Source organism: Nocardia sp. NPDC003482, from assembly GCF_053588115.1.
Genome location: NZ_JBSFPI010000006.1, coordinates 285,653 through 308,983, shown reverse-complemented (window position 1 = coordinate 308,983; position 23,331 = coordinate 285,653). Strand labels below are relative to the sequence as shown.

30 protein-coding genes are annotated in these 23,331 nt (G+C 70.7%); 15 read left to right on the top strand and 15 right to left on the bottom strand.

The genetic code is table 11. The annotated features are described in order from the left end of the window. Positions 1-14: 14 nt before the first annotated feature. Both ACWDSJ_RS12325 and ACWDSJ_RS12320 read left to right on the top strand, forming a co-directional pair. Positions 15-377, top strand: a complete 363-nt coding sequence (locus ACWDSJ_RS12325; RefSeq protein ID WP_387361296.1) for a hypothetical protein — start codon at positions 15-17, stop codon at positions 375-377. A gap of 37 nt (positions 378-414) precedes the next feature. After that, positions 415-882, top strand: a complete 468-nt coding sequence (locus ACWDSJ_RS12320) for a hypothetical protein (RefSeq protein WP_450031531.1) — start codon at positions 415-417, stop codon at positions 880-882. On the opposite strand, the gene ACWDSJ_RS12315 is transcribed toward ACWDSJ_RS12320, so the two are convergent. Together ACWDSJ_RS12315 and ACWDSJ_RS12310 are read right to left on the bottom strand one after the other, a co-directional pair. Further along, a complete protein-coding gene (locus ACWDSJ_RS12315; RefSeq protein WP_450031530.1) occupies positions 879-1,913 on the bottom strand; it encodes an Acg family FMN-binding oxidoreductase in 1,035 nt (344 codons plus the stop codon). The genes ACWDSJ_RS12320 and ACWDSJ_RS12315 overlap by 4 nt on opposite strands. Before the next feature lie 46 nt (positions 1,914-1,959). Then, the gene (locus ACWDSJ_RS12310) at positions 1,960-2,604 is read right to left on the bottom strand and encodes a response regulator (protein ID WP_387360675.1); all 645 of its coding nucleotides are present in this window, start codon (positions 2,602-2,604) and stop codon (positions 1,960-1,962) included. Positions 2,605-2,742: 138 nt separating this feature from the next. Here ACWDSJ_RS12310 and ACWDSJ_RS12305 point away from each other — a divergent pair, with 138 nt between their 5' ends. Together ACWDSJ_RS12305 and ACWDSJ_RS12300 are read left to right on the top strand one after the other, a co-directional pair. Beyond that, a complete protein-coding gene (locus tag ACWDSJ_RS12305) occupies positions 2,743-3,039 on the top strand; it encodes a hypothetical protein (protein ID WP_387360673.1) in 297 nt (98 codons plus the stop codon). 15 nt (positions 3,040-3,054) lie between these two features. Beyond that, entirely contained in the window at positions 3,055-3,660 is a 606-nt protein-coding gene (locus tag ACWDSJ_RS12300) for a flavodoxin family protein (protein WP_387360671.1), read from the top strand. Positions 3,661-3,668: 8 nt separating this feature from the next. On the opposite strand, the gene ACWDSJ_RS12295 is transcribed toward ACWDSJ_RS12300, so the two are convergent. Together ACWDSJ_RS12295 and sigK are read right to left on the bottom strand one after the other, a co-directional pair. Further along, the gene (locus tag ACWDSJ_RS12295; protein WP_450031527.1) at positions 3,669-4,382 is read right to left on the bottom strand and encodes an anti-sigma factor; all 714 of its coding nucleotides are present in this window, start codon (positions 4,380-4,382) and stop codon (positions 3,669-3,671) included. Beyond that, on the bottom strand, positions 4,379-5,020 hold the full coding sequence (sigK, locus tag ACWDSJ_RS12290; RefSeq protein ID WP_450031525.1) for an ECF RNA polymerase sigma factor SigK: 642 nt from the start codon (positions 5,018-5,020) through the stop codon (positions 4,379-4,381). Before sigK ends, ACWDSJ_RS12295 begins: the two co-directional genes overlap by 4 nt. 231 nt (positions 5,021-5,251) lie before the next feature. Here sigK and ACWDSJ_RS12285 point away from each other — a divergent pair, with 231 nt between their 5' ends. Further along, a complete protein-coding gene (locus ACWDSJ_RS12285) occupies positions 5,252-5,425 on the top strand; it encodes a CsbD family protein (protein ID WP_387360665.1) in 174 nt (57 codons plus the stop codon). 54 nt (positions 5,426-5,479) lie between these two features. Here ACWDSJ_RS12285 and ACWDSJ_RS12280 read toward each other — a convergent pair whose 3' ends face one another. The 8 genes from ACWDSJ_RS12280 to ACWDSJ_RS12245 all read right to left on the bottom strand — a co-directional run bounded on the left by ACWDSJ_RS12280 (position 5,480) and on the right by ACWDSJ_RS12245 (position 12,643). Continuing rightward, positions 5,480-6,247, bottom strand: coding sequence for a MerR family transcriptional regulator (locus tag ACWDSJ_RS12280; RefSeq protein ID WP_450031522.1), 768 nt, complete (start codon positions 6,245-6,247; stop codon positions 5,480-5,482). A gap of 52 nt (positions 6,248-6,299) precedes the next feature. Continuing rightward, positions 6,300-7,811: a flavin-containing monooxygenase gene (locus ACWDSJ_RS12275; RefSeq protein ID WP_387360661.1), complete on the bottom strand. Its 1,512-nt coding sequence runs from the start codon at positions 7,809-7,811 to the stop codon at positions 6,300-6,302. Continuing rightward, the gene (locus tag ACWDSJ_RS12270; protein ID WP_387360659.1) at positions 7,808-8,728 is read right to left on the bottom strand and encodes a ferritin-like domain-containing protein; all 921 of its coding nucleotides are present in this window, start codon (positions 8,726-8,728) and stop codon (positions 7,808-7,810) included. Before ACWDSJ_RS12270 ends, ACWDSJ_RS12275 begins: the two co-directional genes overlap by 4 nt. 1 nt (position 8,729) lies before the next feature. Continuing rightward, positions 8,730-9,644, bottom strand: coding sequence for an SDR family NAD(P)-dependent oxidoreductase (locus tag ACWDSJ_RS12265; RefSeq protein ID WP_450031520.1), 915 nt, complete (start codon positions 9,642-9,644; stop codon positions 8,730-8,732). 1 nt (position 9,645) lies between these two features. Beyond that, the gene (locus ACWDSJ_RS12260) at positions 9,646-10,647 is read right to left on the bottom strand and encodes an alpha/beta hydrolase (protein ID WP_450031518.1); all 1,002 of its coding nucleotides are present in this window, start codon (positions 10,645-10,647) and stop codon (positions 9,646-9,648) included. Between the two features lie 99 nt (positions 10,648-10,746). Then, positions 10,747-11,019 carry a GlsB/YeaQ/YmgE family stress response membrane protein gene (locus ACWDSJ_RS12255; protein WP_387360653.1) on the bottom strand — a complete coding sequence of 91 codons (273 nt, stop codon included), beginning with the start codon at positions 11,017-11,019 and terminating at the stop codon, positions 10,747-10,749. 254 nt (positions 11,020-11,273) lie between these two features. Continuing rightward, positions 11,274-11,981 carry a TIGR04282 family arsenosugar biosynthesis glycosyltransferase gene (locus tag ACWDSJ_RS12250; protein ID WP_450031516.1) on the bottom strand — a complete coding sequence of 236 codons (708 nt, stop codon included), beginning with the start codon at positions 11,979-11,981 and terminating at the stop codon, positions 11,274-11,276. Next, positions 11,978-12,643, bottom strand: a complete 666-nt coding sequence (locus tag ACWDSJ_RS12245; RefSeq protein ID WP_450031514.1) for a glycosyltransferase family 2 protein — start codon at positions 12,641-12,643, stop codon at positions 11,978-11,980. The genes ACWDSJ_RS12250 and ACWDSJ_RS12245 overlap by 4 nt, the downstream gene beginning before the upstream one ends. Before the next feature lie 124 nt (positions 12,644-12,767). On the opposite strand from ACWDSJ_RS12245, the gene ACWDSJ_RS12240 reads away from it, so the two are divergent. The 5 genes from ACWDSJ_RS12240 to ACWDSJ_RS12220 all read left to right on the top strand — a co-directional run bounded on the left by ACWDSJ_RS12240 (position 12,768) and on the right by ACWDSJ_RS12220 (position 17,650). After that, positions 12,768-14,294 (top strand): hypothetical protein, encoded by a 1,527-nt coding sequence (locus ACWDSJ_RS12240; RefSeq protein WP_450031512.1) that lies wholly within the window; start codon positions 12,768-12,770, stop codon positions 14,292-14,294. Positions 14,295-14,298: 4 nt separating this feature from the next. Beyond that, positions 14,299-14,988 (top strand): response regulator transcription factor, encoded by a 690-nt coding sequence (locus ACWDSJ_RS12235; RefSeq protein ID WP_450031510.1) that lies wholly within the window; start codon positions 14,299-14,301, stop codon positions 14,986-14,988. Next, positions 14,978-16,009 (top strand): sensor histidine kinase, encoded by a 1,032-nt coding sequence (locus tag ACWDSJ_RS12230; protein ID WP_450031509.1) that lies wholly within the window; start codon positions 14,978-14,980, stop codon positions 16,007-16,009. Before ACWDSJ_RS12235 ends, ACWDSJ_RS12230 begins: the two co-directional genes overlap by 11 nt. 63 nt (positions 16,010-16,072) lie before the next feature. Continuing rightward, positions 16,073-16,534 carry a MerR family transcriptional regulator gene (locus tag ACWDSJ_RS12225; protein WP_450031507.1) on the top strand — a complete coding sequence of 154 codons (462 nt, stop codon included), beginning with the start codon at positions 16,073-16,075 and terminating at the stop codon, positions 16,532-16,534. An 87-nt stretch (positions 16,535-16,621) separates the two neighbouring features. After that, positions 16,622-17,650 (top strand): zinc-dependent alcohol dehydrogenase family protein, encoded by a 1,029-nt coding sequence (locus tag ACWDSJ_RS12220; RefSeq protein ID WP_450031505.1) that lies wholly within the window; start codon positions 16,622-16,624, stop codon positions 17,648-17,650. A 59-nt stretch (positions 17,651-17,709) separates the two neighbouring features. On the opposite strand, the gene ACWDSJ_RS12215 is transcribed toward ACWDSJ_RS12220, so the two are convergent. Beyond that, on the bottom strand, positions 17,710-18,771 hold the full coding sequence (locus ACWDSJ_RS12215; protein ID WP_450031504.1) for an NAD-dependent epimerase/dehydratase family protein: 1,062 nt from the start codon (positions 18,769-18,771) through the stop codon (positions 17,710-17,712). A gap of 218 nt (positions 18,772-18,989) precedes the next feature. Here ACWDSJ_RS12215 and ACWDSJ_RS12210 point away from each other — a divergent pair, with 218 nt between their 5' ends. Further along, on the top strand, positions 18,990-19,451 hold the full coding sequence (locus ACWDSJ_RS12210) for an SRPBCC family protein (protein ID WP_450031502.1): 462 nt from the start codon (positions 18,990-18,992) through the stop codon (positions 19,449-19,451). Between the two features lie 69 nt (positions 19,452-19,520). On the opposite strand, the gene ACWDSJ_RS12205 is transcribed toward ACWDSJ_RS12210, so the two are convergent. Beyond that, positions 19,521-20,021 (bottom strand): hemerythrin domain-containing protein, encoded by a 501-nt coding sequence (locus tag ACWDSJ_RS12205; protein WP_450031500.1) that lies wholly within the window; start codon positions 20,019-20,021, stop codon positions 19,521-19,523. Positions 20,022-20,029: 8 nt separating this feature from the next. Beyond that, entirely contained in the window at positions 20,030-20,365 is a 336-nt protein-coding gene (locus tag ACWDSJ_RS12200; protein ID WP_387360635.1) for a hypothetical protein, read from the bottom strand. A 125-nt stretch (positions 20,366-20,490) separates the two neighbouring features. On the opposite strand from ACWDSJ_RS12200, the gene ACWDSJ_RS12195 reads away from it, so the two are divergent. The 4 genes from ACWDSJ_RS12195 to ACWDSJ_RS12180 all read left to right on the top strand — a co-directional run bounded on the left by ACWDSJ_RS12195 (position 20,491) and on the right by ACWDSJ_RS12180 (position 23,221). Beyond that, the gene (locus ACWDSJ_RS12195) at positions 20,491-20,721 is read left to right on the top strand and encodes a hypothetical protein (protein WP_387360633.1); all 231 of its coding nucleotides are present in this window, start codon (positions 20,491-20,493) and stop codon (positions 20,719-20,721) included. Positions 20,722-21,304: 583 nt separating this feature from the next. After that, positions 21,305-21,856 carry a hypothetical protein gene (locus ACWDSJ_RS12190; RefSeq protein WP_450031497.1) on the top strand — a complete coding sequence of 184 codons (552 nt, stop codon included), beginning with the start codon at positions 21,305-21,307 and terminating at the stop codon, positions 21,854-21,856. 218 nt (positions 21,857-22,074) lie between these two features. Beyond that, positions 22,075-22,356 carry a hypothetical protein gene (locus ACWDSJ_RS12185; protein WP_387360629.1) on the top strand — a complete coding sequence of 94 codons (282 nt, stop codon included), beginning with the start codon at positions 22,075-22,077 and terminating at the stop codon, positions 22,354-22,356. Between the two features lie 64 nt (positions 22,357-22,420). Further along, positions 22,421-23,221, top strand: a complete 801-nt coding sequence (locus ACWDSJ_RS12180) for a hypothetical protein (protein WP_450031495.1) — start codon at positions 22,421-22,423, stop codon at positions 23,219-23,221. Positions 23,222-23,331 lie beyond the last annotated feature (110 nt).

Sequence of the window (23,331 nt, the reverse complement as noted above, 5' to 3'; positions counted from 1 at the left end):
ACACCGCCGTGAACATGGATCTGGCGTTGAAGGACATGATGGTCATCGACGGCGCGGTCGGCGCCGCCGTCGTCGACTACGGCAGCGGTATGGCGCTCGGGATGCTGGGCAGCTCCAAGGCCCTGGACCTCCAGGTCGCCGCCGCGGGCAACACCGAGGTGGTGCGGGCCAAGATGCGCACCATCGATCAGCTCAATCTCAACGAGGACATCGAGGACATCCTCATCACCCTGTCCAGCCAGTACCACATCATCCGACCGATGACGGGACGCAAGGCCAAGGGGCTGTTCCTGTATCTGGCCCTCGATCGCGGCCGGGCCAATCTCGCCCTCGCGCGGCACCGCCTCAAGGGCATCGAGGAGGAACTCGAGATGTAAGGGGGCGTTTCCCCGCGGCGCGCAATACGGTGGAGGTATGCGCACGTTCGTCCATTTGCTGCTGTTCGCCTGTGCCATCGTGATGGGTGTCGGCGCGTTCGGGCCGTTGCTCGGATCGCTGCGGGCCCGGCACGTTCGACTCCTCGATCTGCGCGACGGCCTCCCGACCGATCGCGGCCTCGACCAGTTGGCGGGGGTGTCGGTCGAGTTCTATCTCTCCCTCGCCCTGGTGCTGCTGTGCTGTGCGGCCGTGGTGCTGCTCGCCGCGCTCACCGGCTCGCGCCTGCTGGGCTGGCTCGGCGTGCTCGCCGCGATCGCGGCGCTGGCCGTGCTCACCTGGCGGCTGGACGAGCGCTTCGACGACCGGCTGCGCCACGACTACCGTCATCTGCTCAGCGGGACGTGGGGGCTGTACCTGTTCGGCGGCGCCACCGTCGTGGCGCTGCTGGCGTTGCTCGTACCCCGAGAACGCAAGGCCGCCAAGGCTTCTCCCACGCGCGTCTAGGGTCCGGCCACCTCGTCGACACCGCGGCGTGGGGTCTCGGGCAGGGGCGCGGCGCCGAGCGGGACGCCGGTGCGGACCAGGGCCTGCGGATAGGCGTCCCCGCAGACCGAGTGGCGCATCCGCTCGCGCAGTTCGACGACGCCGAGCGGTTCGGTCTGCACACAGGTGGCCAGGCCCAGTCTCGTGGCCGACAGCAGCAGCGCGCTGAGCGCCTCCCCCGCGCGCAGTTCGTCCACGCGGTCGTCGGCCTCGGTGCAGACGGCGAGCCATTCGGCGCCGTCGGGCCGCGCGGCCGGATCGATCAGGGCGGGGTTGGCGAACGCGCGACCCGGCAGCTGATCGTCGGTGTGGATGGGCGCGGCGTTGCGGGCCGGGACGCCGTCGCCGGTCTCGCCGTCGTGCCCGCTCCAGGTGGCGAGTTCGACCTGGTACAGGGCGTCCTGCGCGTGCTCTCGGGCGGCGGTGCGGAACATCGGGGCGAGGCGGGCGCGCTCGTCCTCGCCCAGCGTGCGCACGTCCGCGCCGAAGCGGCGCGCGTATTCGGCGGCGGCCCAGGTGCGCAGGCTCGGTATCCGGCCGGACCGGAAGCGGCGGCGATCGCTGCGGCGGTGCGCGATGGCCGCGGCGAGTTCGATGTCGTCCCGCTCGGGCTGGCGGGGCTCGAGCGTCAGTTCGGCCAGGCGCAGCGGATCGCCCGGCTCGGGCAGGTGCCGCACCCGCGACGCCCAGCCCCGCGCGGCCAGCGCGACCCGCAGATGGTGCAGGGCCGTGCCGCAGCTCAGCATCAGGGCCCGGCCCTGCGGATCGGTCGCGACCAGATGCCGGGACGGGTCGGCGTACAGCCGGACCGTGGCGCCGTCCACCTCCCACCGCCACGGCTGCGAATTGTGCACCGACGGCGCGTGCTGCGCCGATCCGATTGCGCTCCGGAGGGTTTCGGCTTCGGGACGCGCGAGGACCATGATCGGATGAATCCTTTCGGAAGCGAACGGGACGTCGTCCAGCCTCGCGAGCCCGCCGCGATCCGGCATCGGCGCGAAGGTCACCGACCCCCGTGACCAAGGTCGGGTCCGAAGGTCACTTCCCGCCGTCGAGGCCGAGTTTGGCCGCCATGACCGCGGCCTGGGCGCGCCGATCCAGCCCGAGTTTGCGCAGCAGCTGGGAGACGTAGTTCTTCACGGTCCGCTCGGACAGGAACATCCGCTCGGCGATATCGCGATTGGTGCGGCCCTCCCCCAACAGCCGCAGCAGCTCCCGCTCGCGGTCGGTGAGATGGGCGATCGGCCCGCGCCGCTCGGCGGCCTCGGCCCGCACCCGCGCCATCAGCACCGCGGTGGCCCGATTGTCCAGCAGCGCTTGGCCTTTCGCGACCGCGCGCACGGTCTCGAGCAGGTGCGGGGCGTCGATGTCCTTGAGGACGTAACCGTCGGCCCCGGCGAGCACCGCCCCCATCACCGAATGCTCGTCGGTGTAGGAGGTCAGGATCATCGTGCGCAGACCCGGCATCCGCTCCCGCAGCGCGCCGCACAGCTCGATGCCGCTGCCGTCGGGCAGGTGTACGTCGAGCACGGCCACATCCGCGCCCGACCGCGGCAGCGTCGCGAGAGCCTCCGCACAGCTACCGGCCTCGCCGACCGTCTCGAGGTCGGGCTGCGCATCGATCAGACCACGCAGACCCACCCGGACGACCTCGTGATCGTCGACGAGGAAGATCCCGACCATGCCGCCGAGCTACCCCACCCGCCCGTCGGCAAACGTGACCGTCGTGGCGGCCTCGCTGATTGCCGCGCCCGAACCCGGGTAGTGCTGAACCAGATTCCGGGGCGGAGGACCCCGGTGACACCGACAGGGAGGTGCACGATGGCAGCGGATCAGGCGCGAGCGAACTTTCCGGACACCTCGCGGAACACGCGCAATCACGCGGGCGAGGGTATCGAGGACGGCTACAACATTCCCGGAATCGTGCTCTGCGCGCTGGGTCTGGTCGCGCTCGCCTGCGCGCTCACCGCGGCGGGATACGGCTTCACCGGATGGGCGATCGTGGCCGGGGTGCTGTGCGCGGCCGCGCTGCTCGGCGGCTTCGGCTGGCTGCTGCTCGAACATCGGCGGGTCAAGGCCCAGGAGGGGCTGGCCCTGCACGAACAGCGCGGACACTGACGAAAGGATCGCATCATGCCACTGAACGCCCTCGCCCTGGTCTGCACGCTGAAGAAGTCCCCCGCGGACTCCTCCAGCGATCTGATCGCCCGGCAGGTGCTCGACGAGCTGGCCGTGCACGACGTGACCGGCGATGTGCTGCGCGTGGTCGACTACGACGTGCATCCGGGGGTGAGCGCCGACGAGGGCTCGGGCGACGAGTGGCCGCAGATCCGTGAACGGCTGCGGGCCGCCGACATCCTGCTCATCGCCACCCCCACCTGGGTCGGGCACATGTCCTCGGTGGCGCAGCGGGTGCTCGAGCGGCTCGACGCCGAACTGTCCGAGACCGATGATCAGGGCCGCCCGGCCATGACCGGCAAGATCGGCCTGGCCGCGGTGGTCGGCAACGAGGACGGCGCCCACAAGATCGTGGCCGATCTGTTCCAGGGCCTCGACGACATCGGGTTCACCATTCCCGCGCAGGGCTGCACGTACTGGAACGACCAGGCCATGGGCAGCACCGACTACCGCGATCTGGACAGCGTGCCCGAGGCGGTGGCGTCGACCACCGCGACCATGGCCCGCAACGCGGCGCATCTGGCCCGCGTGCTGACCGAGCACGAGTACCCCGCCAAATAGCCTGCGGCTCAGCTCAGTTCGACCACGACCATCGGCGTCGTGGTCGGACCGGGCGAACCGCCCGCGGGTTCGACGGTGATGGCCATGCTCTCAGCCGGAACATACCGCGCCACAACGGGTTCGGCGGGCACGCGGCTCAACACCGCCGCCGAGTGCATGACCCCGTCGCCCGGCCCGACCCACATCTGATAGCTGCGGCCCGCGCCGGGCGCGGGCACGTCCTCGAAACTCACCGCCATCAGCGACAAGGCCGCCGACGTGCGCACCACGATCGTGCCGCCGCCCGCCAGCTCGGCGCTGCGCGTGATCGCGTCGCGCTGCCGCTCGATCGTCCGCACCGCACTGACTCCTGGCGAGGGCGAATCACTCTGGCGCACAACGGTTGTCACGAGAATCCCACCGATCGCCACCAGCACCGCCACGACCGCGGCGGCCAGCCACTGGGTGTGCCTCGGCCGGATCGCCCGGCGGGCGGGCGCGGCGCCCACGGCGGCGAGAATCCGCGCCTCGAGTTCGTCGGGCGGGGCGAGCGAGTCGACGACGGTGAGTTCGGCGAGCAGTTCGCGCACCCGGGCGACCTCCGCGTCGAACCGGTCGGCGGCCTCGGGCGCGGCGGCGGCGCGGGCGCGTTCGATGCGACGGCGCTCGAATTCCGAGGTGGCGTCCAGCGCGTAGGGGTGGATGGCGTCGGACAGCTCGTCCGGCGATTCGGTGGTGCTCACCGCGACTCACTTCCGGTCAGACAGGCCGCGAGTCGTTTCAACCCGTCGCGGACCCGGGATTTGACTGTGGCCAAGGGGATTTCGAGCTGCCGGGCCACCTCGGTGTAGGTGCGGCCGCCGTAGTAGGCCAGCGCGATGGTCTCGCGCTGGCGAGAGGTCAGCGTGTCCAGGCAGCGCACCACCGCTCGTTCCTCCGCGCGCTGGGTCACCGTCTCGGCCACCACGTCGTGGTCGCGGCCGAGCTGGGTGTGCCCGTACACCACGTCCCGATCGGACGCGGCCCGCTCGCTGCGGATGCGGTCCACCGCGCGGCGATGGGTGAGCATGATCAGCCAGCCCATCGGGCTCGACCGCCGCTGGTCGTACTGGTCGGCCAGCGACCACGCCTGCACGTACACCTCCTGCGTGATCTCCTCGGCCGCGGACCGGTTGCGCAGCATCCGCACCGCGAGCCCGAACACGCGATGGTTGGTCAGCCGGTAGAACTCGGTGAACGCCGCCCGATCGCCGCGCCCGACGCGGCCGAGTAGCCCGGCCAACAGCCGGGCCAGCTCCGGCTCGCCGCGCCGCTCGACCGGGCACGACGGCCCGGCCTCCGCGAACACGCCGACGCCCCGCGCCTCGTCGGGGGCCGTCACGAGGGTGTATCCATATCTGCTCCTGCCGAGAAGGACCCAGGACTCGAAGGACTTCGCGCTGCCCCGCCGGGCGGATCGGTTCGAGCCTAAGTGATCCACATCACTTCTCCGGCCGCGGCGAGACATGCGCGACGGGACGGGCCCGTTTACCGCCCCCCGGATGGGTTATCGCCTCCATGTCGGCCCCGACCGACGCGGGTCGAGAGTTTCACTCCGGAAAGGGGACGCACCATGAGCGGCACCGACAAGGCGAAGAACAAGCTCGACGATCTGGGCGGGCAGGCCAAGGAGAAGTTCGGCGAGGCCACCGGCGATCGGGACACGCAGAACGAGGGCAAGGCCGACCAGATCAAGTCCAACCTCAAGGACGCGGGCGAGAAGATCAAGGACGCCTTCAAGAAGTAGGCGACCGACGAGCGCGACCGGGCGGCGGGATTCGTTCCCGCCGCCCGGTCGCGTTCACGCCTTCTCGCGGCTGCCGTGCCGCTCGGCCGCGGTGGCCAGATACGCGCTCAACTCCCGTCGCAGGGTGTGGTCGAGCGCCTGATTGAGCGTGTTGTGCACCGCCGCCACCCCGAGTTCGCGCAGCTGGTTGAGCATGCGGGTGGTCTCGGCGATCTCGGCGTCGCTGTCGGGCAGCCAGCCCGGACCGTGTTCGGCCTCGATGTGGTCCTTCGCCGCCGCGACCATGGTGTCGGCGATGTCGTTGACCCGCCCGGTCACCGCCGCGTACACCTCGATGAGCCCGCTCAGCCCGAAGCCGTAGTTGTGCAGCGCGCCGAACGTCTCGAGCAGTTCGGGCTGGGTGAATTCGATTGTGTCCCCGTGCGATCGGATCAGGCCGAGGTCGGCCAGCCGATCCAGTTCCGCCTGCCCGACCGGTTCGCCGTCGCCGAGGAAGCTGTCGACCAGTTCGCGCGGCACCGACATCGGCTCCTCGGCCGAACCCCAGGTGGCGGTGACGGCCTGTTGCAGGCCCAGGATCTCGGTGAGGTCCTTGCCCGTCTCCCAGCTGGTGATGAAGTCCGCGATGTGCGCGGTGGTGAAGCCGCGGGCCAGCAGCGCGTCGATGATCCGCAGCCGGGCCAGATGCGAATCGTCGTAGATCAGGGCGCGGCCGCTGCGCCGCGTGGGCGCGGGCAGCAGGCCGCGTTCCTGATAGTTGCGCACGTTGCGGGTCGTCGTTCCGGCCGCGTGGGCGAGATCGTCGATGCGGTACTCCGCCATTCGCGTCTCGCCCCTCCTGCTCGCCCGGTCGTTCACTCGACAGGTGTCGACATTAGCCCAGTCCGGCCCCGATCCGCGGGCCGATCCGCGCCGCGTCGCGCGGCACGGCCACGTAGTCGTCCGGATCCACGGCCGCGAGCTGGCGGGTGTACTGGGTGCCGAAGCCCGGATACATGGTGGCGTTGAAGCCGTCCTCGGTGAGATACCAACTGCGGCAACCGGAATTCCACGTGGTCGCGGCCAGCCGCCGTTGCAGCCCCGCGTTGTAGCGGTCCTGACGGTCGCGCCGCACCTCGAACATCCGCAGATCGCGATCCAGGATCAGGCCCACCGCGTCGGTGAGATAGTCGATCTGCGCCTCCATGTACACCAGCGCCGAATTGTGGCCCGGACCGGAATTGGGCCCGAAGGTGAAGAACAGATTCGGGTACCCCGCGACGGTCACGCTCTTGTACGCGTACGCCCCGCGACTCCACTCCTCGGCCAGCACCCGGCCCGCGCGCCCGACGATCGGGAACGGGGTGCCCTGCTTGGACACCTCGAAGCCGGTGGCGAACACGATGCAGTCGGCGCGATGCTCGATGCCCTCCGCGGTCCGGATGCCGTGCGGCACGATCCGCGCGATCGGCCAGGTGACCAGGCGGCAGTTGGGCGCCTGCAACGCCGGGTAGTAGTCGTTGCTCAGCAGCAGCCGTTTGCAGCCCGCCCGGAAGTCGGGGGTCAGCTGGCGGCGCAGCCACGGATCGCGCACCTGCCGCCGCAGATGCGCGAGCGCCACCGCCTCCACGACCCGGGTCAGCGGCGAATTCCACACCACGCCCAGCGCCACCGACTCGTGTCCCCAGAACCACGCCTCGCGCGCCAGCGACTGGGTCAGCGGCACGCTGCGGTACAGCTGCCGGGTGAGCGGATGGGTGGACCGGTTCACCCGCGGCAGCACCCAGCCCGGGGTGCGCTGGAAGACCTTGACGCTGCCCGCCTTTCGCACCAGCTCCGGAATGATCTGCACCGCGCTCGCGCCGGTCCCCACGACCGCGACGGACTTGCCGGTGAAGTCGTAGTCGTGATCCCACCGGGCGCTGTGGATGCGGTGGCCCTCGAAGTCGTCCAGGCCCGGCAGCGCCGGGAACCCCGGATTGGCCAGCGGCCCCGAGGCCACGACCACGCTGCGCGCCTTGACATTCGGCCGCCCGTCGAGCGCGACGTCCCAGAGCCCGCTGGTCTCGTCGAACTCGAGCCCGGTCACGGTGTGGCCGAACCGGATCGCGGGCGCGAGCCCGAACTGCTCGACCATCCGATCGATGTAGCCCAGGATCTCCGCGCTGCCCGAATAGGTCTGCGACCAGTCCGGATTCGGCGCGAACCGGTAGGAGTACAGCCGCGACGGAATATCGCACGCCGCACCCGGATAGGTGTTGTCGCGCCAGGTCCCGCCGACCCGGGTGCCGCGCTCGAACAGCGCGAAATTCCCGATCCCCTTCTGCCGCAATCGGATCGCGGTCCCGATCCCGGCGAACCCCGCGCCGATGATCGCCACGTCCAGCGGCGCGCTGACCCCGCTCACGCGACCGGCTCGTAGGTCAGTTCCTTCGACCACGTGGGCTGTGGCGGCAGGAGCCGGTCGGGCACGCGCGCGGTGAGTTTCACCAGGGCGTCGGCGAACAGGTGATAGGGGTGGCGGCGGTCGACGACCCACATGCCGTGCATGCTGACGATCCGGTACATGGGCACCCGCTTGGCCAGCGGCATCCGCTCCCCCACCGCCTTGTACTTGCGCAGCGCGGCGTAGAGCTTCTCCTCGTCCACGCCCATGGCGACGATGTTGTCGCGCATCTTGTTCAGCAGCGGGATGTAGCTGAGCACGCCGATGAGCAGGCTCGGTTTCGCCCAGCCGCCGACCAGATCGATGAGCAGCTTGCGCGCCTCGGCGTGCCCGAGCAGTTCCATCACCGCGTAATCGGTTGCCAGATGGCGGGATTCGTCGGAGTTGATCTTCTTGAACACCTCTTGCGCGACCGGATCGGCGATCTCGTCGGTGATGAACTTGATCAGCGCGCCGTCCAGGGCGACCTCGAGCATCGGGATGACCGTGCCCAGGAACGACAGCGACATGCCGTCGGAGTACTTGTCCAGGAAGTCGATGACGAGTTTGACATTGATGTTCGGCTCGGGGATCTCGTCGCCGTCGAGCATGTTCCACCGGCGCATGAGCGCGAGTTCGGCGTTGGCGTGCCGCTGCTCCTCGGCGTGGAAGTAGCGGTAGATCTCGCGCAGCGTCGCGGTCGGCGCCTTCTTGGCCATGGCCGCGAAGCCGCGCGCGCCGACGTTCTCGATCCACATCAGATCGGCCATGAACGGTTTGAGTTTGGCGTGCTGTTCGGGGGTGATCAGGTCCGCGCCCGGGGCGTCCCAGTCGATCTCGGCCAGGGCCCACTGCCGGGCCTTGATCTTGGCCAGCATGGCGTCGAAGTCGAAGGCCATGTCACACTCCTGTCTTGCTCGCGTGCGCCGCGGACGGCGAATCCGCTTGCGGCAGCACGTGGTTGAGCACGCCGAGGGCGTGCGTGTACAGACTCGGGAACTGCCGCTTGAGCAGCCAGATCGCCCGGGCGTCGAGTTGCGGCAGCACGTACAGCCGGCCGCGGTCGTTGGCGTCGAGCGCGTCGCGCGCGACCCGTTCGGGCGCGAAACCGGTGCGGCGCATGAGGCTTTCGGCCAGGTTCGACGAGCCGGAGGTGATCCGGCCGTCGCGCACCACATTGGTCTTGACGAAGGTCGGGCACAGCACGGTCACGGCCACGTCGGTGCCCGCGAGTTCGGCGGCCAGGGTCTCCGACAGCGACAGCACCCCGGCCTTGGACACGTTGTAGGCGGCCATGCCGGGCGCGGCCGCGAATCCGGCGGCGGAGGCGACGTTGACGATGCCGCCCCGCCCGGCCGCCCGCAGGCGCGGGGCGAAGATCTCGCAGCCGTGCACCACGCCCCACAGGTTGATGCCCAGCGCCCAGCGCCAGTCGTCGAAACCGATGTCGCCCACCGGTTTTCCGCCGATGCCCACGCCCGCGTTGTTCACCACCAGGGTCGGGGGTCCGCCGAAGATCAGTTCGGCGTGCAGGGCCAAGCTCTCCATGTCGTCACGGTCGGCGACGTCGCAGCGGTAGGCGTGGGCGGGGCGGCCGTGGCGGTCGGCGATGAGCCGCACGGTCTCCGCGGCGCGTTCGGCGTCGATGTCGGCGCACACGACTTCTCCACCGCGCGCGGCGATCTCGAGGGCGAAGGCCCTGCCGATGCCGCTGCCCGCGCCGGTGACGACGGCCTTGGCGTCGTGGGTGCGCCGGGTACCGGGCAGCAGGATCGCCGGGACGAGGGAGGAGAACAGGGTCGAGAACGCGGTCATCTCAGCCGGCCTTCGTGTCGAGGGGTGAATCCGCTTGCGCGAGCGCGTCTTTCACGAAGGCGGCGGCGCGGCGGAGGGCCGGGGCGGCCTCGGGAACCAGCAGGGGCAGGGCCTGGAAGACGTGGATCCGGCCCGGCCACAACTCGAGTTCGCAGCGGCCCCCGGCGGCGACGATCATGTCGTGCCACGCGCGGGCGTCCGCCGACAGCATCTCCTCGGCGGCGGCCTGCACCAGCATGGGCGGCAGCGCGGCCCCGGCGGGGACGACCAGGCGCAGCCGCGGCGAATCCGGCGGCTGGCCGACCGTGTACAGCTCGAGCAGGCGGCGGCCGACGCGCGCGGGGGCCATCGGGTCGGGCCGCAGCCGGTCCTGGGTCTCGGCCAGGCCGAGGGTGAGATCCAGCAGCGGCGAGAAGGTGAACACGCCCGCGGGCTGCTCGGTCCCGGTGCGCAGATTCTCGAGCACCAGATCCAGGGCCAGATGCCCGCCCGCGGAGTCGCCGCCGACCACCAGATCGTGGGGGCGGAAACCCTGCTCCCGCAGCCACCGGTAGCCCGCCTCCACATCGCGGGCCGCCGCGGGGAACCGGTGTTCGGGCGCGAGCCGGTAGTCGATCACGAACACGGGCAGCCCGGTCGCCTTCGACAGGCGCGAGGCCAGCCCCCGATGCGTGCGCGCCGAGCACACCACGTACCCGCTGCCGTGGATGAAGTAGATCGCCCGCGTGCCGTGCGCTACCTCGGCCGCCCGCACCCACTCCCCACGCACCTCGCCCGCGCGGACGGGGGTGACGCGGGTGCCGGGCAGGGGCGGGCCGAAGGCGGCCATCACGCTCGCGATGATCGCCCGGCCGATGCCGATGCCGATTCGATTGGGCGGCAACACCGCGTGCACCTGCCGCAGTCCCAGCACCGAGGCCGAGGCCGCGAGCCGGGTGCGCAGGGCGGCCGCGGCGGGAACCGGGGCCGGGGTGCTGGTCGCCGTTGACCATGTACTAGCCATGCCCACAGCATCACCGGCTTATGTGCCATTTGTCAATGGCACTCTTTGGGTACGAAAAAGGCCGGTGGTCGTGACCACCGGCCCGTTCCGTGATCCGGGTCAGCGCACCGCGCGCCGACCGGTCGCCAGTCCGACCAGGAACAGCAGTACCACCGCCCCCGCCAGGCAGGTCAGGAAGCTGAAGATCAGCCCGCCACCGGCCACGTCCACACCGAACAGCTTCAACAGGAAACCGCCGATCAGGCCGCCGATCACGCCGACGACGACGTTCAGCAGAATCCCCTGCTGCGCGTCGGTCCCCATGATCTTGCTGGCGATCCAGCCCGCCAGGCCGCCGACCACGATCCACCCGATGATGCCCAGTCCGAGCATGTCGTCCTCCTATCCGCGGGCGCCGGATCTTCCGGCGCGATCATCACCCTCGCCATACCCGCCCGCGCAGCGCTAAACCCACCCGAACCCATCCCGGCCGAGAACAATGGCCCCCGCGCGGGCAGCGAGGTTAGGGACGCGACCGCCGAACCCGCTGCCCACAGCCAGATTCGGGACGCGACCGCCGAACCCCGTGTCCACGGCCAGGTTCGGGACACGGCCGCCAGGTCACTGAAACCGACGAACCCCGAAACTCACACGCGCGGAGGTGAACTCGCCACGGGTGTGAGCACGGACTCGTCGAGCAGCCGGACCGTGTGGGCGAAGCGGCCGTCGCTCTGCGCGGCCACGGTGAGCGCGTCGCGATAGTGGTCGACATCGGTGAGGACCGGCAGCGCGTGCACGGGGAAACCACAGCGGCGCAGCATGTTTCGGGTCAGCTCGCCGGTGCGGTCGGTGGACATCGGGACCTCGGTGAGCAGCCGGGCGGGGCGGGGGTCGGACAGGCCGAGGGCCCACCAGCCGCCGTCGGCGGCGAGCCCGAGGACGGTATCCCCGGTGACCAGCAGCAATCGTGCCGCCGCGCCGAGCGTTTCGGCATCGGCCTGCGGCGTGTCCATGCCGATCTGCACCACCGGCAGGCCGAATCGAGCCGCGTCGGCGTGCGCATTGGCGAGCCGTGCGCCGAAGTCGTCACCGCGCTGCGGCACCACGGTGAAATACCTTAGGGCCGTGGCGATCTCGTCGGCGTGCTCGGCGCGCGACAGGTCCCCCGTCCAGGCCACCACCGCGTGCCGGGCGCCGCTGGCGCGCACGGCGGCGAGGGTGTCGAGCAGCGCGTCCGCGGCCAGCCGCGCCGCCTCGCGCGGTGCCAGCGGCGGGGTGAGCCGCGTCTTGGCGAATCCGGCGATCGGCGCCTTGGCGACCACGAGCAGCGTCGCGGCGATATCGGTCCCGGTCATCGCACACTCCAGAAGTCGCGCGCCGCGCGGATCGTGCCGCGCACCGAACCCGAAACCTTCGACACCCCAGCGCTTCTGGGCCGATAACTCACATCGCGTTCGACGATCCGCCACCCGGCCCGCGCCGCCCGCACGAGCAGTTCGAGGGGATAGCCCGATCGCGGATGCAGCGGTCCGAGCGCCCGCAGCCGCGCCCGGCGGGTGACCCGCATCGCGGCCACATCGTGGACCGGCAACCCGTAGCGACGCCGGAGCCGCTGGGCCACCAACACATTGCCCAGACGCGCGTGCCAGGGCCAGGCCCCGCGCTTCACGGGCCGCCGCCGCCCCACGACCATGTCCACCCGCGGCCCGAGTTCGGCTACCAGAGCGGGCAATTCGCCCGGATCCATGGATCCGTCCCCGTCCAGGACGGCCACCACATCGGTGCGGGCGGCGTCGATTCCGGCCCGCACCGCGCTGCCGTATCCGGGCCGGGGTTCCACGACCACCGTCGCCCCCGCCGAGCGGGCGACGGCCGCGGTCGCGTCGGTGGAACCGTTGTCCACCACGATCACTCGATAACCCGGCGGAACGGCCGAGAGTACAGTCGGCAACGCACCCGCCTCGTCACGGCACGGGATCACCACGGTGACTCCCGGCTCCTCCTCTGGTTCGGTCACACCGAAGACCGTAGGGCCGCGACACCCCGGAACGGGTCAGCGAATCGGTGACAAAAGTATGACGGCACCTGGACCGACGCCCGTCCTCCCCGCCTCCGGCCGCGCGCGGCCCTAGGGTGTACCCGTGCCGAAGACCGCCGAGACCGCCACCCGGGCCGACATCGCCTGTGCCGCCGCCGGGCTCGCCCTCGTGGCCGCCGCCGTGGAAGTCCCGCGAATTCTCGGCGAACAGTGGAGTCGTCGGCTGTACGCGGGAGCGGCCCCGCTGTTCGGGCAGTGGCTCGGCCATATCGGCTGGGGCACCGTGCCCGCCGTGGCGATCGCGGTGGTCGTGGTCGCGCGCGGGCCGGAGCTGGCGCGGCGCGCGCCGTGGCGGCGGCTGCTCGTGTCCGGGTGGCTCACCGCGGCGGCGTGGGCGTTCGCGCTGGCCATGATCGATGGCTGGCAGCGCGGTTTCGCCGGGCGGCTGACCACCCGCGACGAGTATCTGCACGAGGTCGGCGGCGTCACCGATATCGCCGCCACGCTGCGCGGATTCGCCGGGCGCATCCTGGATTTCCAGCCCGATTCCTGGACCACCCACGTCTCCGGTCATCCGCCGGGGGCGTTGCTGACGTTCGTGCTGCTGGATCGGGTCGGGTTGGGCGGCGGGGCGTGGGCGGCGGCGCTGTGCACGCTGGTCGGGGCGAGCGCGGCGGCGGCGGTGGCGGTGGCGGTGCGGGCGCTCGGCTCGGAGGACAGCGCCCGGGTGGCGATGCCCTTCCTGGTGCTGGCCCCGGCGGCGATCTGGGTGGCGGTGTCGGCGGACGCCTTGTTCGCGGGGGTTACGGCGTGGGCGGTGGCATTGCTCGCGCTCGCGGTGCGGCTCGGGAACCGTTGGCTCGCTCAGGCTTTCGGGTCGGGGGTGTTGTTCGGATTCGGGATCTACCTCAGCTACGGTCTGGCTCTGATGGCGGTCCCGGCGGCCGGGGTGCTGATCCTCGGGATGCTGCGCGCGCGGCGGGCGGCGTCGATGGCGCGGCCGCTGTTCGCGGCGGCGGTGGGCGCGCTCCTGGTGGCCGGGGTGTTCACCGCGGCCGGGTTCTGGTGGTTCGACGGGTATCACCTTGTGGTGCAACGCTATTACCAGGGCATCGCCGCGGAGCGGCCGTTCTCGTACTGGGTGTGGGGCAATCTCGCGGCCACCGCCTGCGCTCTCGGGCCCGCCGCCGTGGCGGCGATCCATCGCGTCCCGCGCGCGTTCCTCCGCCCGTTGCGTCGAGACTCTTCGGAAGCCGATCACCCTGCGCCACAGGGAGATTCGTCGACCCCCGTCGTCCCCGAGGCACGCCGACCGGTCCCGATACGGGAAACCCCGAGCGGCGGCGCCGCGACCGTCACCCGCGCACCGAACGTTCCCGCGCGGCCGCTCCGGCGACGCCTGGCGAGCATCGACCCCACGGCGGTTCTCGCGGCCGCGGGCCTGGCCGCCATCCTCGCCGCGGACCTCAGCGGACTGAGCAAGGCCGAGACCGAACGGATCTGGTTGCCGTTCGACATGTGGGTGCTCGCCGCCACCGCCCTGATGCCCGCGCGCGGGGCGCGCTGGTGGCTGGCCGCCCAAGCCGTGGCGGCCCTGCTGATCAACCATCTGATCCTGACGAATTGGTGAGCCGATGCGCATTCTGGTGGCCGACGACGATCCGGTGGTCCGGGAGGTGGTGCGCCGCTACCTCGAACGCGACGGGCTGACCGTCGTCGAGACCGCCGACGGCCCGGCGACGGCGAAAGTGCTGGCCGACAACGACATCGACCTGGCGATCCTCGATGTCATGATGCCCCCGCCCGACGGCGTCGAACTGTGCCGGGCCGTCCGCGCCGGACCGCATCCCGACACGCCGATCATCCTGCTCACCGCGCTCGGCGAGGAGGACGACCGGATCATCGGATTGCGGGCGGGCGCGGACGATTACGTCACCAAACCGTTCAGCCCGCGCGAGCTGGCCCTGCGGGTGGCCTCGGTGCTGCGCCGCGCCCACCCCGCGCCCGGCGGCGAGGACGAGGTGCTGCGCGGCGGCGCGGTCGAGCTGCGCCGCGCCTCCCGCACGGTCCAGATCGACGGCGCGCCGGTCGATCTCACCGCCCGCGAATTCGATCTGCTGGCCTTCCTGCTCGCGCACCAGCAGCGGGTGTTCAGCCGCCAGGAACTGCTCGCCCAGGTGTGGGGCTGGACGTTCGGCGACCTGTCCACGGTGACCGTGCACATCAAACGGCTGCGCGCCAAACTCGGCGACGCGCATCGCATCGACACCGTCTGGGGTCGTGGATACGCCTGGGGCAGAACAGATTCCGACGATGCCGAATGACACCTGGGGGCTGATCGCCTACGCGCTGGCGGGCTCGCTGCCGGTGGTCGGCCTCGGTGCGCTGCTGCTGCGCTGGACCCGCGACCGCTCGCTCGGCACGAGCACGGCCGTGCTGGTGCTCATCCCCACCCTCGCCGCCCTCACCGGCGTCATCGCGGTCAGCGGGCTCATGTTCACCGACGAACTCGAGCGCACCGCCGTCGTCCTGGGCGTGGTGTCCGCGGTGACCGTCCCCGCGGCGGTGCTGCTCGGCCGCGCCCAGGCCCGAACCATGGTGTGGGAGAAGCAGATGCGCGAACAGGAACGCGCCGCCGAACGCTCCCGCCGCGAACTCGTCGCCTGGGTCAGCCACGACCTGCGCACGCCCCTGGCGGGAATCCGCGCCATGGGCGAGGCGCTCGCCGACGGCGTGGTCGACCAGCCCGGCGACGTGGCCCGCTACGGCCGCACCGTCGTCCGCGAGACCCACCGCCTCGCCGCCCTGGTCGACGACCTGTTCGAGATGTCGAAGATCAACGCGGGTGCCCTGCGCCTGGCCCTGGAACCCCTCGACCTGCGCGAGGTCGTCGACGAGGTCGCCGCCGCCGCCGAACCCACCGCCGCCCGCGCCGAAATCGCCCTCGGCACAACCCAACCCGCCGACCGGATCCCCGTCGCGGGCAGCAACCGCGCCCTCACCCGCGTGTTCACCAACCTCATCGCCAACGCCGTCGCCCACACCCCCGCCGGCGGCCGCATCGACATCACCGTCACCACCGCCGACCACCACGCCCTCGTCCGCGTCACCGACACCGGCCCCGGCATCTCCCCCGCCGACCTCCCCCGCATCTTCGAGGCGGGCTACCGCGGCAGCACCGCCCGCACCCCCACCGCCGACGACCTCGGCAGCAGCAGCGGCATGGGTCTGGCCATCGCCGCCGGGCTGGTGGCGGCGCACGGGGGGACCATCCGGGCCGTCCCGGCGGGTGAATCCCGCAGTGCCGGAGCGTGCTTCGAGGTGAGCCTGCCGCTGGCCGGATAGTGCACCTGGGAAGGGCCAGCCGCCCGCTTGACTTCGAGTACTCGAAGTTTCCAGAGTGGATGCATGGCGATTCGGACGGCACCGGGCGAGTACTCGATTCGCGAGGCCGCCGCCCTGGTCGGATTGCCCGCGAGCACGCTGCGCTACTACGAGGGCATCGGGCTGGTGGGCCCGATCATGCGCGGGGAGAGCAGCAAGCAGCGGATCTACACCGACGACGACATCGACCTGCTGGTGTGGGTCTCGTGTCTGAGCGCCACCGGCATGTCGATCAGCGACATGCAGCGGTACGTGAAGAATGGCGCCCGCGGCGCGGCGGGCGCGGCCGATCAGGTCCGGCTGCTGACCGCGCAACGGGACAACCTCGCCCGCCAGGCCGAGCTGCTCGACATCCGCAGGCGATACGTCGACATCAAGATCGAATACTGGACGGCCGTGGCGGCCGGTGACGAGGCCCGCGCCGCGGCGCTGAGCGACCGGGCGCGCGCCCTGGCCGACCGACTGCACGACCGGCCCGCCTCGTAGCCGACGAAAAACGTTGCGCCGCAAGGCGTGCCGTGACAGCTTCCGACCCGAAGACCGGTAGTACCCCATGGAGAAGGAGGATTCGCCATGCGTGGCGTAGTACTCGAGAAGGCGGGCGACATCCGCGTCGAGGACCGCGAGGACCCGACGATCGTCGAGCCGACCGACGCCGTCATCCGGCTCGCGGCGACCTGTATCTGCGGTTCGGACCTGTGGCCCTACCGCGGCGTCGAGGACGCGCGGCATCAGGTCATGGGCCACGAGTACGTGGGCGTGGTCGAGGAGATCGGCCCGGACGTGACCACGATCAAGGTCGGCGATTTCGTCGTCGGCTCGTTCTGGGCCTCGGACAACACCTGCGAGATCTGCCGGGCCGGGTATCAGGCCTACTGCGTGCATCGCACGCTCATGGGCACCCTCGGCACCCAGGCCGAACGCGCCCGTGTCCCGCTGGCCGACGGCACCCTGGTCGCCACGCCGGGGATGCCCGACGCCGACCTCATCCCATCGCTCATGGCGGCCTCCGACGTGCTCGGCACGGGCTGGTTCGCCGCCGTCGCCGCCGAGGCCGGACCGGGGAAGACCGTGGCCGTGGTCGGCGACGGAGCCGTCGGACTGCTCGCCGTCCTCGCCGCCCGGCAACTCGGGGCCGAGCGGATCATCGCCTTCAGCCGCCATGCCGACCGGCAGCGGCTGGCCGTGGAGTTCGGCGCGACCGACATCGTCGAGGAACGCGGCGACGAGGGCGTGGCCAGGATCAAGGACCTGACCGGCGGGCTCGGCGCGCACAGTGTCGTCGAGGCGGTCGGCACCCAGGAGGCCATGATGCAGGCGATCCGCTCGACCCGTCCCGGCGGGCACGTCGGTTTCGTCGGCGTCTCCCACGACGTGGCCATCCCGGGCGACGAACTCTTCGGCGCGGGCATCCACATCCACGGCGGCCCCGCCCCGGTGCGCCGCTTCCTACCCGACCTCGTCCAGCTCATCTGGGACCGAAAGATCAACCCCGGCAAGGTCTTCGACCTGACCCTGCCGCTCGAGGAGGCGGCCGCGGGATACCGGGCCATGGACGAGCGCCGCGCCATCAAGGTCCTGCTCGAGCCGAACGCCCACTGACCTCTCCGGAGGGGACATCATGAGACTCACCGCCACCGAGGAATACCGCGCCTGACCGCTCAGCGCCACTCCGGCGCACCGGTGCCGGACGCGGGACGCAAAGGGGCACAGGCGAATTCGGTGAGTCCCCGCCGCGGTGAGATCGCGGCGGTGAAGCCGAGGTCGCGGCGGGCGCGGTCGGGTGAGGCGACGATGTGGCGGACGTCGCCGGGGCGGAATTCGCCGGTGGTGACGGGCTGTTTGCCGTCGGCGGCGGTGGCGAGCAGGGCGGCGACCTCGGCGATGGTGACGGGGTGGCCGGAGGCGATGTTGACCGGGCGGAAGGCGGACAGGGGGCGCTCGAGGGCGGCCACGTTCGCGGCGGCGATATCGCGGACGTGGACGAAATCGCGTGCCTGGCGACCGTCTTCGAAGACGCGGGGCGCCTCGCCGCGTTCGAGGGCCGAACGGAAGATGGCGGCGACCCCGGAATACGGTGTGTCCCTGGGCATTCCGTCGCCGTAGACATTGTGGTAGCGCAGCGCGGTCACCGTGCCCGCGGTGGCGGCGGCCCACGCGGCGGCGTAATGCTCCTGGGCCAGTTTGCTCGCCGCGTACAGGCTGCGGGGTCGCAACGGGGCGTCCTCGTCGACCGGTGCCCAGGTCAGTACCTCTCCCGTAGGCGAACGATGGTCGAACACACCGCGAGCCAGATCCGCCGGTTCGCGCGGCGCCGGTTCCACGGGTTCGCCCCGGCCGTCGACATAGCGCCCCTCCCCGTACACCACCATCGACGACGCGAGCACCAGATGGCGACAGCCCGCCCGGGCCATGGCCGCCAGCAGCACCGCGGTCCCCAGATCGTTGTGGCTGGCGTAGGCGGGCGCGTCCTGCGGACTCACCCCCGCCCCCACCACCGCCGCCTGATGGCACACCGCGTCGACCCCGCGCAACCGCGCGTCGAGCGCCTCGGGATCGCGCACGTCCACCCGCGCCACCCCGTCGGGGGGCGCGGCCCCGGGGCCGTGCGCGGCGGCCAACATCGTATCGATCGCCACCACCTCGTGCCCCGCGTCGTTCAGCGCGCGCAGCACATGGGTTCCGATGAAGCCCGCCGCACCGGTGAGCAGAATCCGCATCATTCGGCCTTTCTGAAGGAGACGACGCCCGGACGCGAAGCATTCTCGCCGTCCCGGGCGGCGAATCGCGCCTGGACACGGCCGATTTCGTGAAACGTCAGCGTTCCGTCACGACTCGGGCCGTCGTTTGGTGCGGCAACCGCCGGGTAGCCGACCGATGGGCCCACTGCACAGCAAGTTCGACGATGTCCGGCGGCCGCCGGAGGAAGCGAGGTCTGTACATGAGCACCGTGACCGCTTCGACCGAAGTGAAGGTCCCGATCCACACCGCCTACAACCAGTGGACGCAATTCGAATCGTTCCCCCGGTTCATGGAGGGCGTCGAGCGCATCGATCAGATCGACGACACCCACACCCACTGGAAGGTCAAGATCGGCCCGGTCGAACGCGAATTCGACGCCACCATCACCGAGCAGCACCCCGACGAGCGCATCGCCTGGCGCTCGGACGCGGGCCCCGAGCACGCGGGCGTGGTCACCTTCCACCGCATCGACGACTCCACCACCCGGGTCATCACCCAGATGGACGTCGACCCCGAGGGTTTCGTGGAGAACGTCGGCGACAAGCTCGGCGTCCTGGACCGCCGCGTCAAGGGCGATCTGGACCGGTTCAAGAAGTACATCGAGGAGCGCGGCGGCGAGACCGGCGCCTGGCGCGGCGACGTACCCCGCCCCGGCGTCTGACCCGACCTCCCGACAGACTTCCGCCCCGGACGCTTCGGCGTCCGGGGCGGTTCTGTGCCTTCCGTATCCTCAGGCCGTGACCGCGTGCACGGCCTTCTCGATCGCCGAGGGCTGCTTCGGCGAGGTGGGGGCCTGCTTGCGCAACTCGAGCATGCGGGCGCCGATCTCCTGAAGTTGCTTGCGGCTCAACGCTTCCCGGACCTGGGGGAACCACTCCTTCTCTTCCTCGTCGATGTGGTGGTCGACGTTCTCGATGAGCACGGTGGTCTTGGCGGTGAAGTGCTCGTCCGCGGGCTTCATCGCGGCCAGTTCCATCGTCAGCACATCGGCGACGTGGTGCTCCTCGTAGGACTCGAGGATGTCGTCCTCGAGGTCGGGCACGAGCTTGCGGACCTCGGGGTACATGCACTCGTTCTCGATGTAGGTGTGCACGGTGAGCGCCTCGATGATCTTCTTCACCAGCCGCCCCTTGGTGGCGTGCGCCCGGTCGCCCGCCTTCTCGAACTCGCGGAACAGCTTGCGGATCGCCTTGTGGTCCTCGCGCAGCAGCACGATCGCGTCGGTACTCATCGAATCTCCTACTTCGGAACCAGGATGCCGGTCAGGTCCGCGTTGCGGATCTGGGTGTCGGGGTTGGCCTGCGCCTTGCACATGAGCTGGATGGCCGTGACCGAGCGGTCGACCAGCTGGTCGTCGGGTTTGCCGTTGGTCTTGTTGTCCTGCTCGAGGTATTTGCGGACGGTCACGTGCTGCTTGTCGTTGTCCTGCTGGACGAACTCGCTGCACGGGGTGTCCCCACCCTTGTTCACCGCCTCCTTGGTCTGCTCGCAACCGCTCACGAACAGGGAGACCGACAGGGCCGAGGCCGTGATGGCCGCCGCCGCGCAATACCGCAGGGGTCCTCGCGTGATCATGTTGCGGACGTACCCGCGAACGGCAGGTCCAACCGTGACGATTACGCCCCTTGCCTCGGGGTAGAGCCGGGGTACCGGCGTAATACGGCCGAAGTGTCGACCATCGACGAAGGAGCGAGCCGAAGATGGCTGATCCGAAGAATCCTGGGCAGTTCGGCAACCGCGCGGACACCAAGGAACAAGCCCGCAAGGGCGGCCTGGCCAGCACCGGAAGTTTCGGTGCCGCGAAGTCCGCCGACCCGCGCGCGGCGGGCCGCAAGGGGGCCAAAGCACAACCGACCGAGGCAAAGGCCAAGGGCGGCAGACACAGCCACCGCACCACCCGCACCGAAAGCGGCCAACCGAGCGAGGGCTGATCGACCCGACCGGGAGGGGCACCGCGCCCCTCCCCTACGGCCACGAGTACCGCGAGAGACCCTGCGGCGCAAGCGTTCCCACGCGGTACACGGCCGTGGTGACGAACGCTGTCGCGCTGCGTAAGCATGCGGACAGCGGCAGCCCGTCCACGCGATGCCAGAGCGATAGCACCGAGGCACCTCCGGAACACTCGTGCCCAATCGGCCCTACCGCGGCAGCGCTGTAATCGGCCCACCGCCAGCACTCGACCGCGCTGGCGATAGCGCGAACGTCGGACCCGCATTCGGCGGCCGCTCATCTGGACCACCGCGTTCGCTGGTCATCCGCGCTGGGCGGCCCCTGACCACCGTCGGCACTTGACGACACCGCACGCGACCACCGCATCGGTTTGCGGCGTGCCCCCGATCGCACGATCGCTCGTCGCCGCCAGCACAATCGGCATTGCCGTCAGCGGCCGTGGGGTTCGGTGCCGCGCGGGGCTCGAGGGCGATGGCGAGGTAGTTCCGGCAGGCGGCGCGGGCCGGGTTCGGCGCGCCGGGGTCGTTACCAGGGGTAAGGGGATGGGGTGGATAGATTCGGGGGATGCACTGGGACCAGATGACCGCCACGCCGGAGGAGCTGCGGAAACGGGCGGGGCGGTTGCGGCGGGGGGTGGGGCAGTTGGGGATGCTCGAGGCGTTGCTGGATTCGGCGTACGGGCCGTGGCTGGGGGCCATGGACGCGGACGGGCGGGGGACGGCGGAGTTGCGGATGCATCTGGCGGGGCGGTATCGGATCACGGCGGTGGTCACCAGCGCCGGGAAACTCACCCTGGTGACGCTGGTCGAAAACGATTCCGAGCGCGTGCTTTCCACCAAGCCCGCCCTCCGCCGCGGCTGGACCGACACCGACCCCATGCCCAAACAGCCCGACTGGATCGAATACACCGTCGCCTGGCTCGAGGACGTCAGCACCCGCGTGGACCACCACGCCGTCCTGTCCTGGCGCCTCGAGGGCGCCACCCGCCGCCTCGCCGCCATGGACGACACCCTCGAAAGCCTCCGCGCCAGCCTCCGCGAACGCGAACACCACCGCGAAACCCTGGCCCGCGAAATCACCCACCTCCGCACCCAACTGGCCACCCCCACCCGCTGACCACCCCAGCCGCACCCCTTGTTCGAATCCGCACCCCCTGCACGGCCCTGAAACGGGTGCGGGTCCGAACAAGGGGTGCGGCTGGGGTTTGGGTACCGGTGGGTCGGAATGTGGTTTGAGCAGGGGGTTTTCGGGAGGAGTGGCGGTGAAACTCGCTCGGGCTCTAGCATTTTCATTGTCCGGTTCCGAGCAAGTCACGACTTCGAAAGAGCCTCACCATGATTCTCGCGGCCCTGCACGACACCGTCCTCGCTCAGATCGGCAATCCCACCCCCGAGACCCCGCCCGCCGCGGACAAGCTCATGAAGCTGGTGCGGTATTTCACCTGGTTCGTGCTGCTGTCCGGCATTCTCGCGATCACCTACGCGGGCGGTCGCTTCGCGTGGGAGAAGTGGACCGGCGGCGGCTCCAACGCGCCGAAGATGGTGGCGGGAGCCATGATCGGGGGCATCGTCGCGACCAGCGCGGGCACCATCATGAACGCCGTCATCGGCACGTAGCCCGGAATACGGGATAACCGGGGATCCGCCGCGCGAGCGACCCCGGCCGGGCCACAATCGAGGGGTGTCCATACAAGGATCCGACGCCGACTACTCCTGGGAGCTGCGCCACGACGATCGGGTCGTGGAGTACGGCGCACTGTCCTGGAGCGATGAACATCCCTGGACCGGCAAGGCGGCCACCAGCCCGTACGAGATGGGCAGCGAACTGTTCGACCTGGCCTGCGCCTGCGCCATCGAGGACTGCCACGACACCACCATCGACGCCCGCATGGAGGGCCGCCCCGATCCGCGCCCGGTGGGCACGGTCTCGGTCGTCCTGCGCGACCGGTCCGGCGCCGAACTCGTGCACATGACCGCCCGCCTCGAACACGTCCCGGTCACCGCCGAGGACGTCCAGGACGCGATCGAACGCCTGCGCGCCAGCGAGGAGGAGGACCGCCGCGCCGCGGAGGCCCGGCGACTGCGCGCCGAGGAGCCCGAGGAAACCGACCGGTGGTTCACCGAAATCATTGCGCCCCCGGTCATTCCGCGACCCGATCCCCCCGAGCCGCCGCCCGGCGAGCAGCAGCGCATCGCCGACCTCGAGGCCGAGGCCGACGATCTGCGCGAGAGCGTCGTCGACCCCGATCACTGCCGCCGCAAACTCTTCGAGGCCGAACAGCGTCTCGCCGAGGCCCAACGCCGGGAACGGCGGCTCGCCCGCGACGCCGACGAGTCCGCGCTCGACGCCGCCACCGCGCACGTCGAACGCTGCGCGCAGCGCGTGGGTTTCTGGCACGACCGCGTCGGCGAGACCACCGAAACCTATTTGCGCGCAGCCGCTCTCGACGCCGAGGCCACCCGCCTACGCCGCCGCGACTGACCGCCCGGGAGACTACGTCTGGATCGGGGCCAGGATCCCCATCGCCTGCAAGCTCATGATCATCTCGTGCAGCATCCGCGTCAGATCGTTCGCCATGACATCCTCCTCGC

What these genes read in the sequence shown, in the direction of transcription:
- ACWDSJ_RS12315 (WP_450031530.1), bottom strand. Translation starts at nt 1,913, where the DNA reads ATGCCGGATCGCGGCGGGCTCGCGAGGCTGGACGACGTCCCGTTCGCT.
- ACWDSJ_RS12255 (WP_387360653.1), bottom strand. Translation starts at nt 11,019, where the DNA reads ATGCTCGGACTGGGCATCATCGGGTGGATCGTGGTCGGCGGCCTGGCG.
- ACWDSJ_RS12305 (WP_387360673.1), top strand. Translation starts at nt 2,743, where the DNA reads ATGGCAGCGGATCAGGCGCGAGCGAACTTTCCGGACACCTCGCGGAAC.
- ACWDSJ_RS12250 (WP_450031516.1), bottom strand. Translation starts at nt 11,981, where the DNA reads ATGACCGGGACCGATATCGCCGCGACGCTGCTCGTGGTCGCCAAGGCG.
- ACWDSJ_RS12280 (WP_450031522.1), bottom strand. Translation starts at nt 6,247, where the DNA reads ATGGCGGAGTACCGCATCGACGATCTCGCCCACGCGGCCGGAACGACG.
- ACWDSJ_RS12205 (WP_450031500.1), bottom strand. Translation starts at nt 20,021, where the DNA reads ATGAGTACCGACGCGATCGTGCTGCTGCGCGAGGACCACAAGGCGATC.
- ACWDSJ_RS12225 (WP_450031507.1), top strand. Translation starts at nt 16,073, where the DNA reads ATGGCGATTCGGACGGCACCGGGCGAGTACTCGATTCGCGAGGCCGCC.
- ACWDSJ_RS12300 (WP_387360671.1), top strand. Translation starts at nt 3,055, where the DNA reads ATGCCACTGAACGCCCTCGCCCTGGTCTGCACGCTGAAGAAGTCCCCC.
- ACWDSJ_RS12215 (WP_450031504.1), bottom strand. Translation starts at nt 18,771, where the DNA reads ATGATGCGGATTCTGCTCACCGGTGCGGCGGGCTTCATCGGAACCCAT.
- ACWDSJ_RS12185 (WP_387360629.1), top strand. Translation starts at nt 22,075, where the DNA reads ATGATTCTCGCGGCCCTGCACGACACCGTCCTCGCTCAGATCGGCAAT.
- ACWDSJ_RS12260 (WP_450031518.1), bottom strand. Translation starts at nt 10,647, where the DNA reads ATGGCTAGTACATGGTCAACGGCGACCAGCACCCCGGCCCCGGTTCCC.
- ACWDSJ_RS12235 (WP_450031510.1), top strand. Translation starts at nt 14,299, where the DNA reads ATGCGCATTCTGGTGGCCGACGACGATCCGGTGGTCCGGGAGGTGGTG.
- ACWDSJ_RS12230 (WP_450031509.1), top strand. Translation starts at nt 14,978, where the DNA reads ATGCCGAATGACACCTGGGGGCTGATCGCCTACGCGCTGGCGGGCTCG.
- ACWDSJ_RS12190 (WP_450031497.1), top strand. Translation starts at nt 21,305, where the DNA reads ATGCACTGGGACCAGATGACCGCCACGCCGGAGGAGCTGCGGAAACGG.
- ACWDSJ_RS12200 (WP_387360635.1), bottom strand. Translation starts at nt 20,365, where the DNA reads ATGATCACGCGAGGACCCCTGCGGTATTGCGCGGCGGCGGCCATCACG.
- ACWDSJ_RS12265 (WP_450031520.1), bottom strand. Translation starts at nt 9,644, where the DNA reads ATGACCGCGTTCTCGACCCTGTTCTCCTCCCTCGTCCCGGCGATCCTG.
- ACWDSJ_RS12270 (WP_387360659.1), bottom strand. Translation starts at nt 8,728, where the DNA reads ATGGCCTTCGACTTCGACGCCATGCTGGCCAAGATCAAGGCCCGGCAG.
- ACWDSJ_RS12320 (WP_450031531.1), top strand. Translation starts at nt 415, where the DNA reads ATGCGCACGTTCGTCCATTTGCTGCTGTTCGCCTGTGCCATCGTGATG.
- ACWDSJ_RS12210 (WP_450031502.1), top strand. Translation starts at nt 18,990, where the DNA reads ATGAGCACCGTGACCGCTTCGACCGAAGTGAAGGTCCCGATCCACACC.
- ACWDSJ_RS12220 (WP_450031505.1), top strand. Translation starts at nt 16,622, where the DNA reads ATGCGTGGCGTAGTACTCGAGAAGGCGGGCGACATCCGCGTCGAGGAC.
- ACWDSJ_RS12195 (WP_387360633.1), top strand. Translation starts at nt 20,491, where the DNA reads ATGGCTGATCCGAAGAATCCTGGGCAGTTCGGCAACCGCGCGGACACC.
- ACWDSJ_RS12310 (WP_387360675.1), bottom strand. Translation starts at nt 2,604, where the DNA reads ATGGTCGGGATCTTCCTCGTCGACGATCACGAGGTCGTCCGGGTGGGT.
- ACWDSJ_RS12325 (WP_387361296.1), top strand. Translation starts at nt 15, where the DNA reads ATGGATCTGGCGTTGAAGGACATGATGGTCATCGACGGCGCGGTCGGC.
- ACWDSJ_RS12285 (WP_387360665.1), top strand. Translation starts at nt 5,252, where the DNA reads ATGAGCGGCACCGACAAGGCGAAGAACAAGCTCGACGATCTGGGCGGG.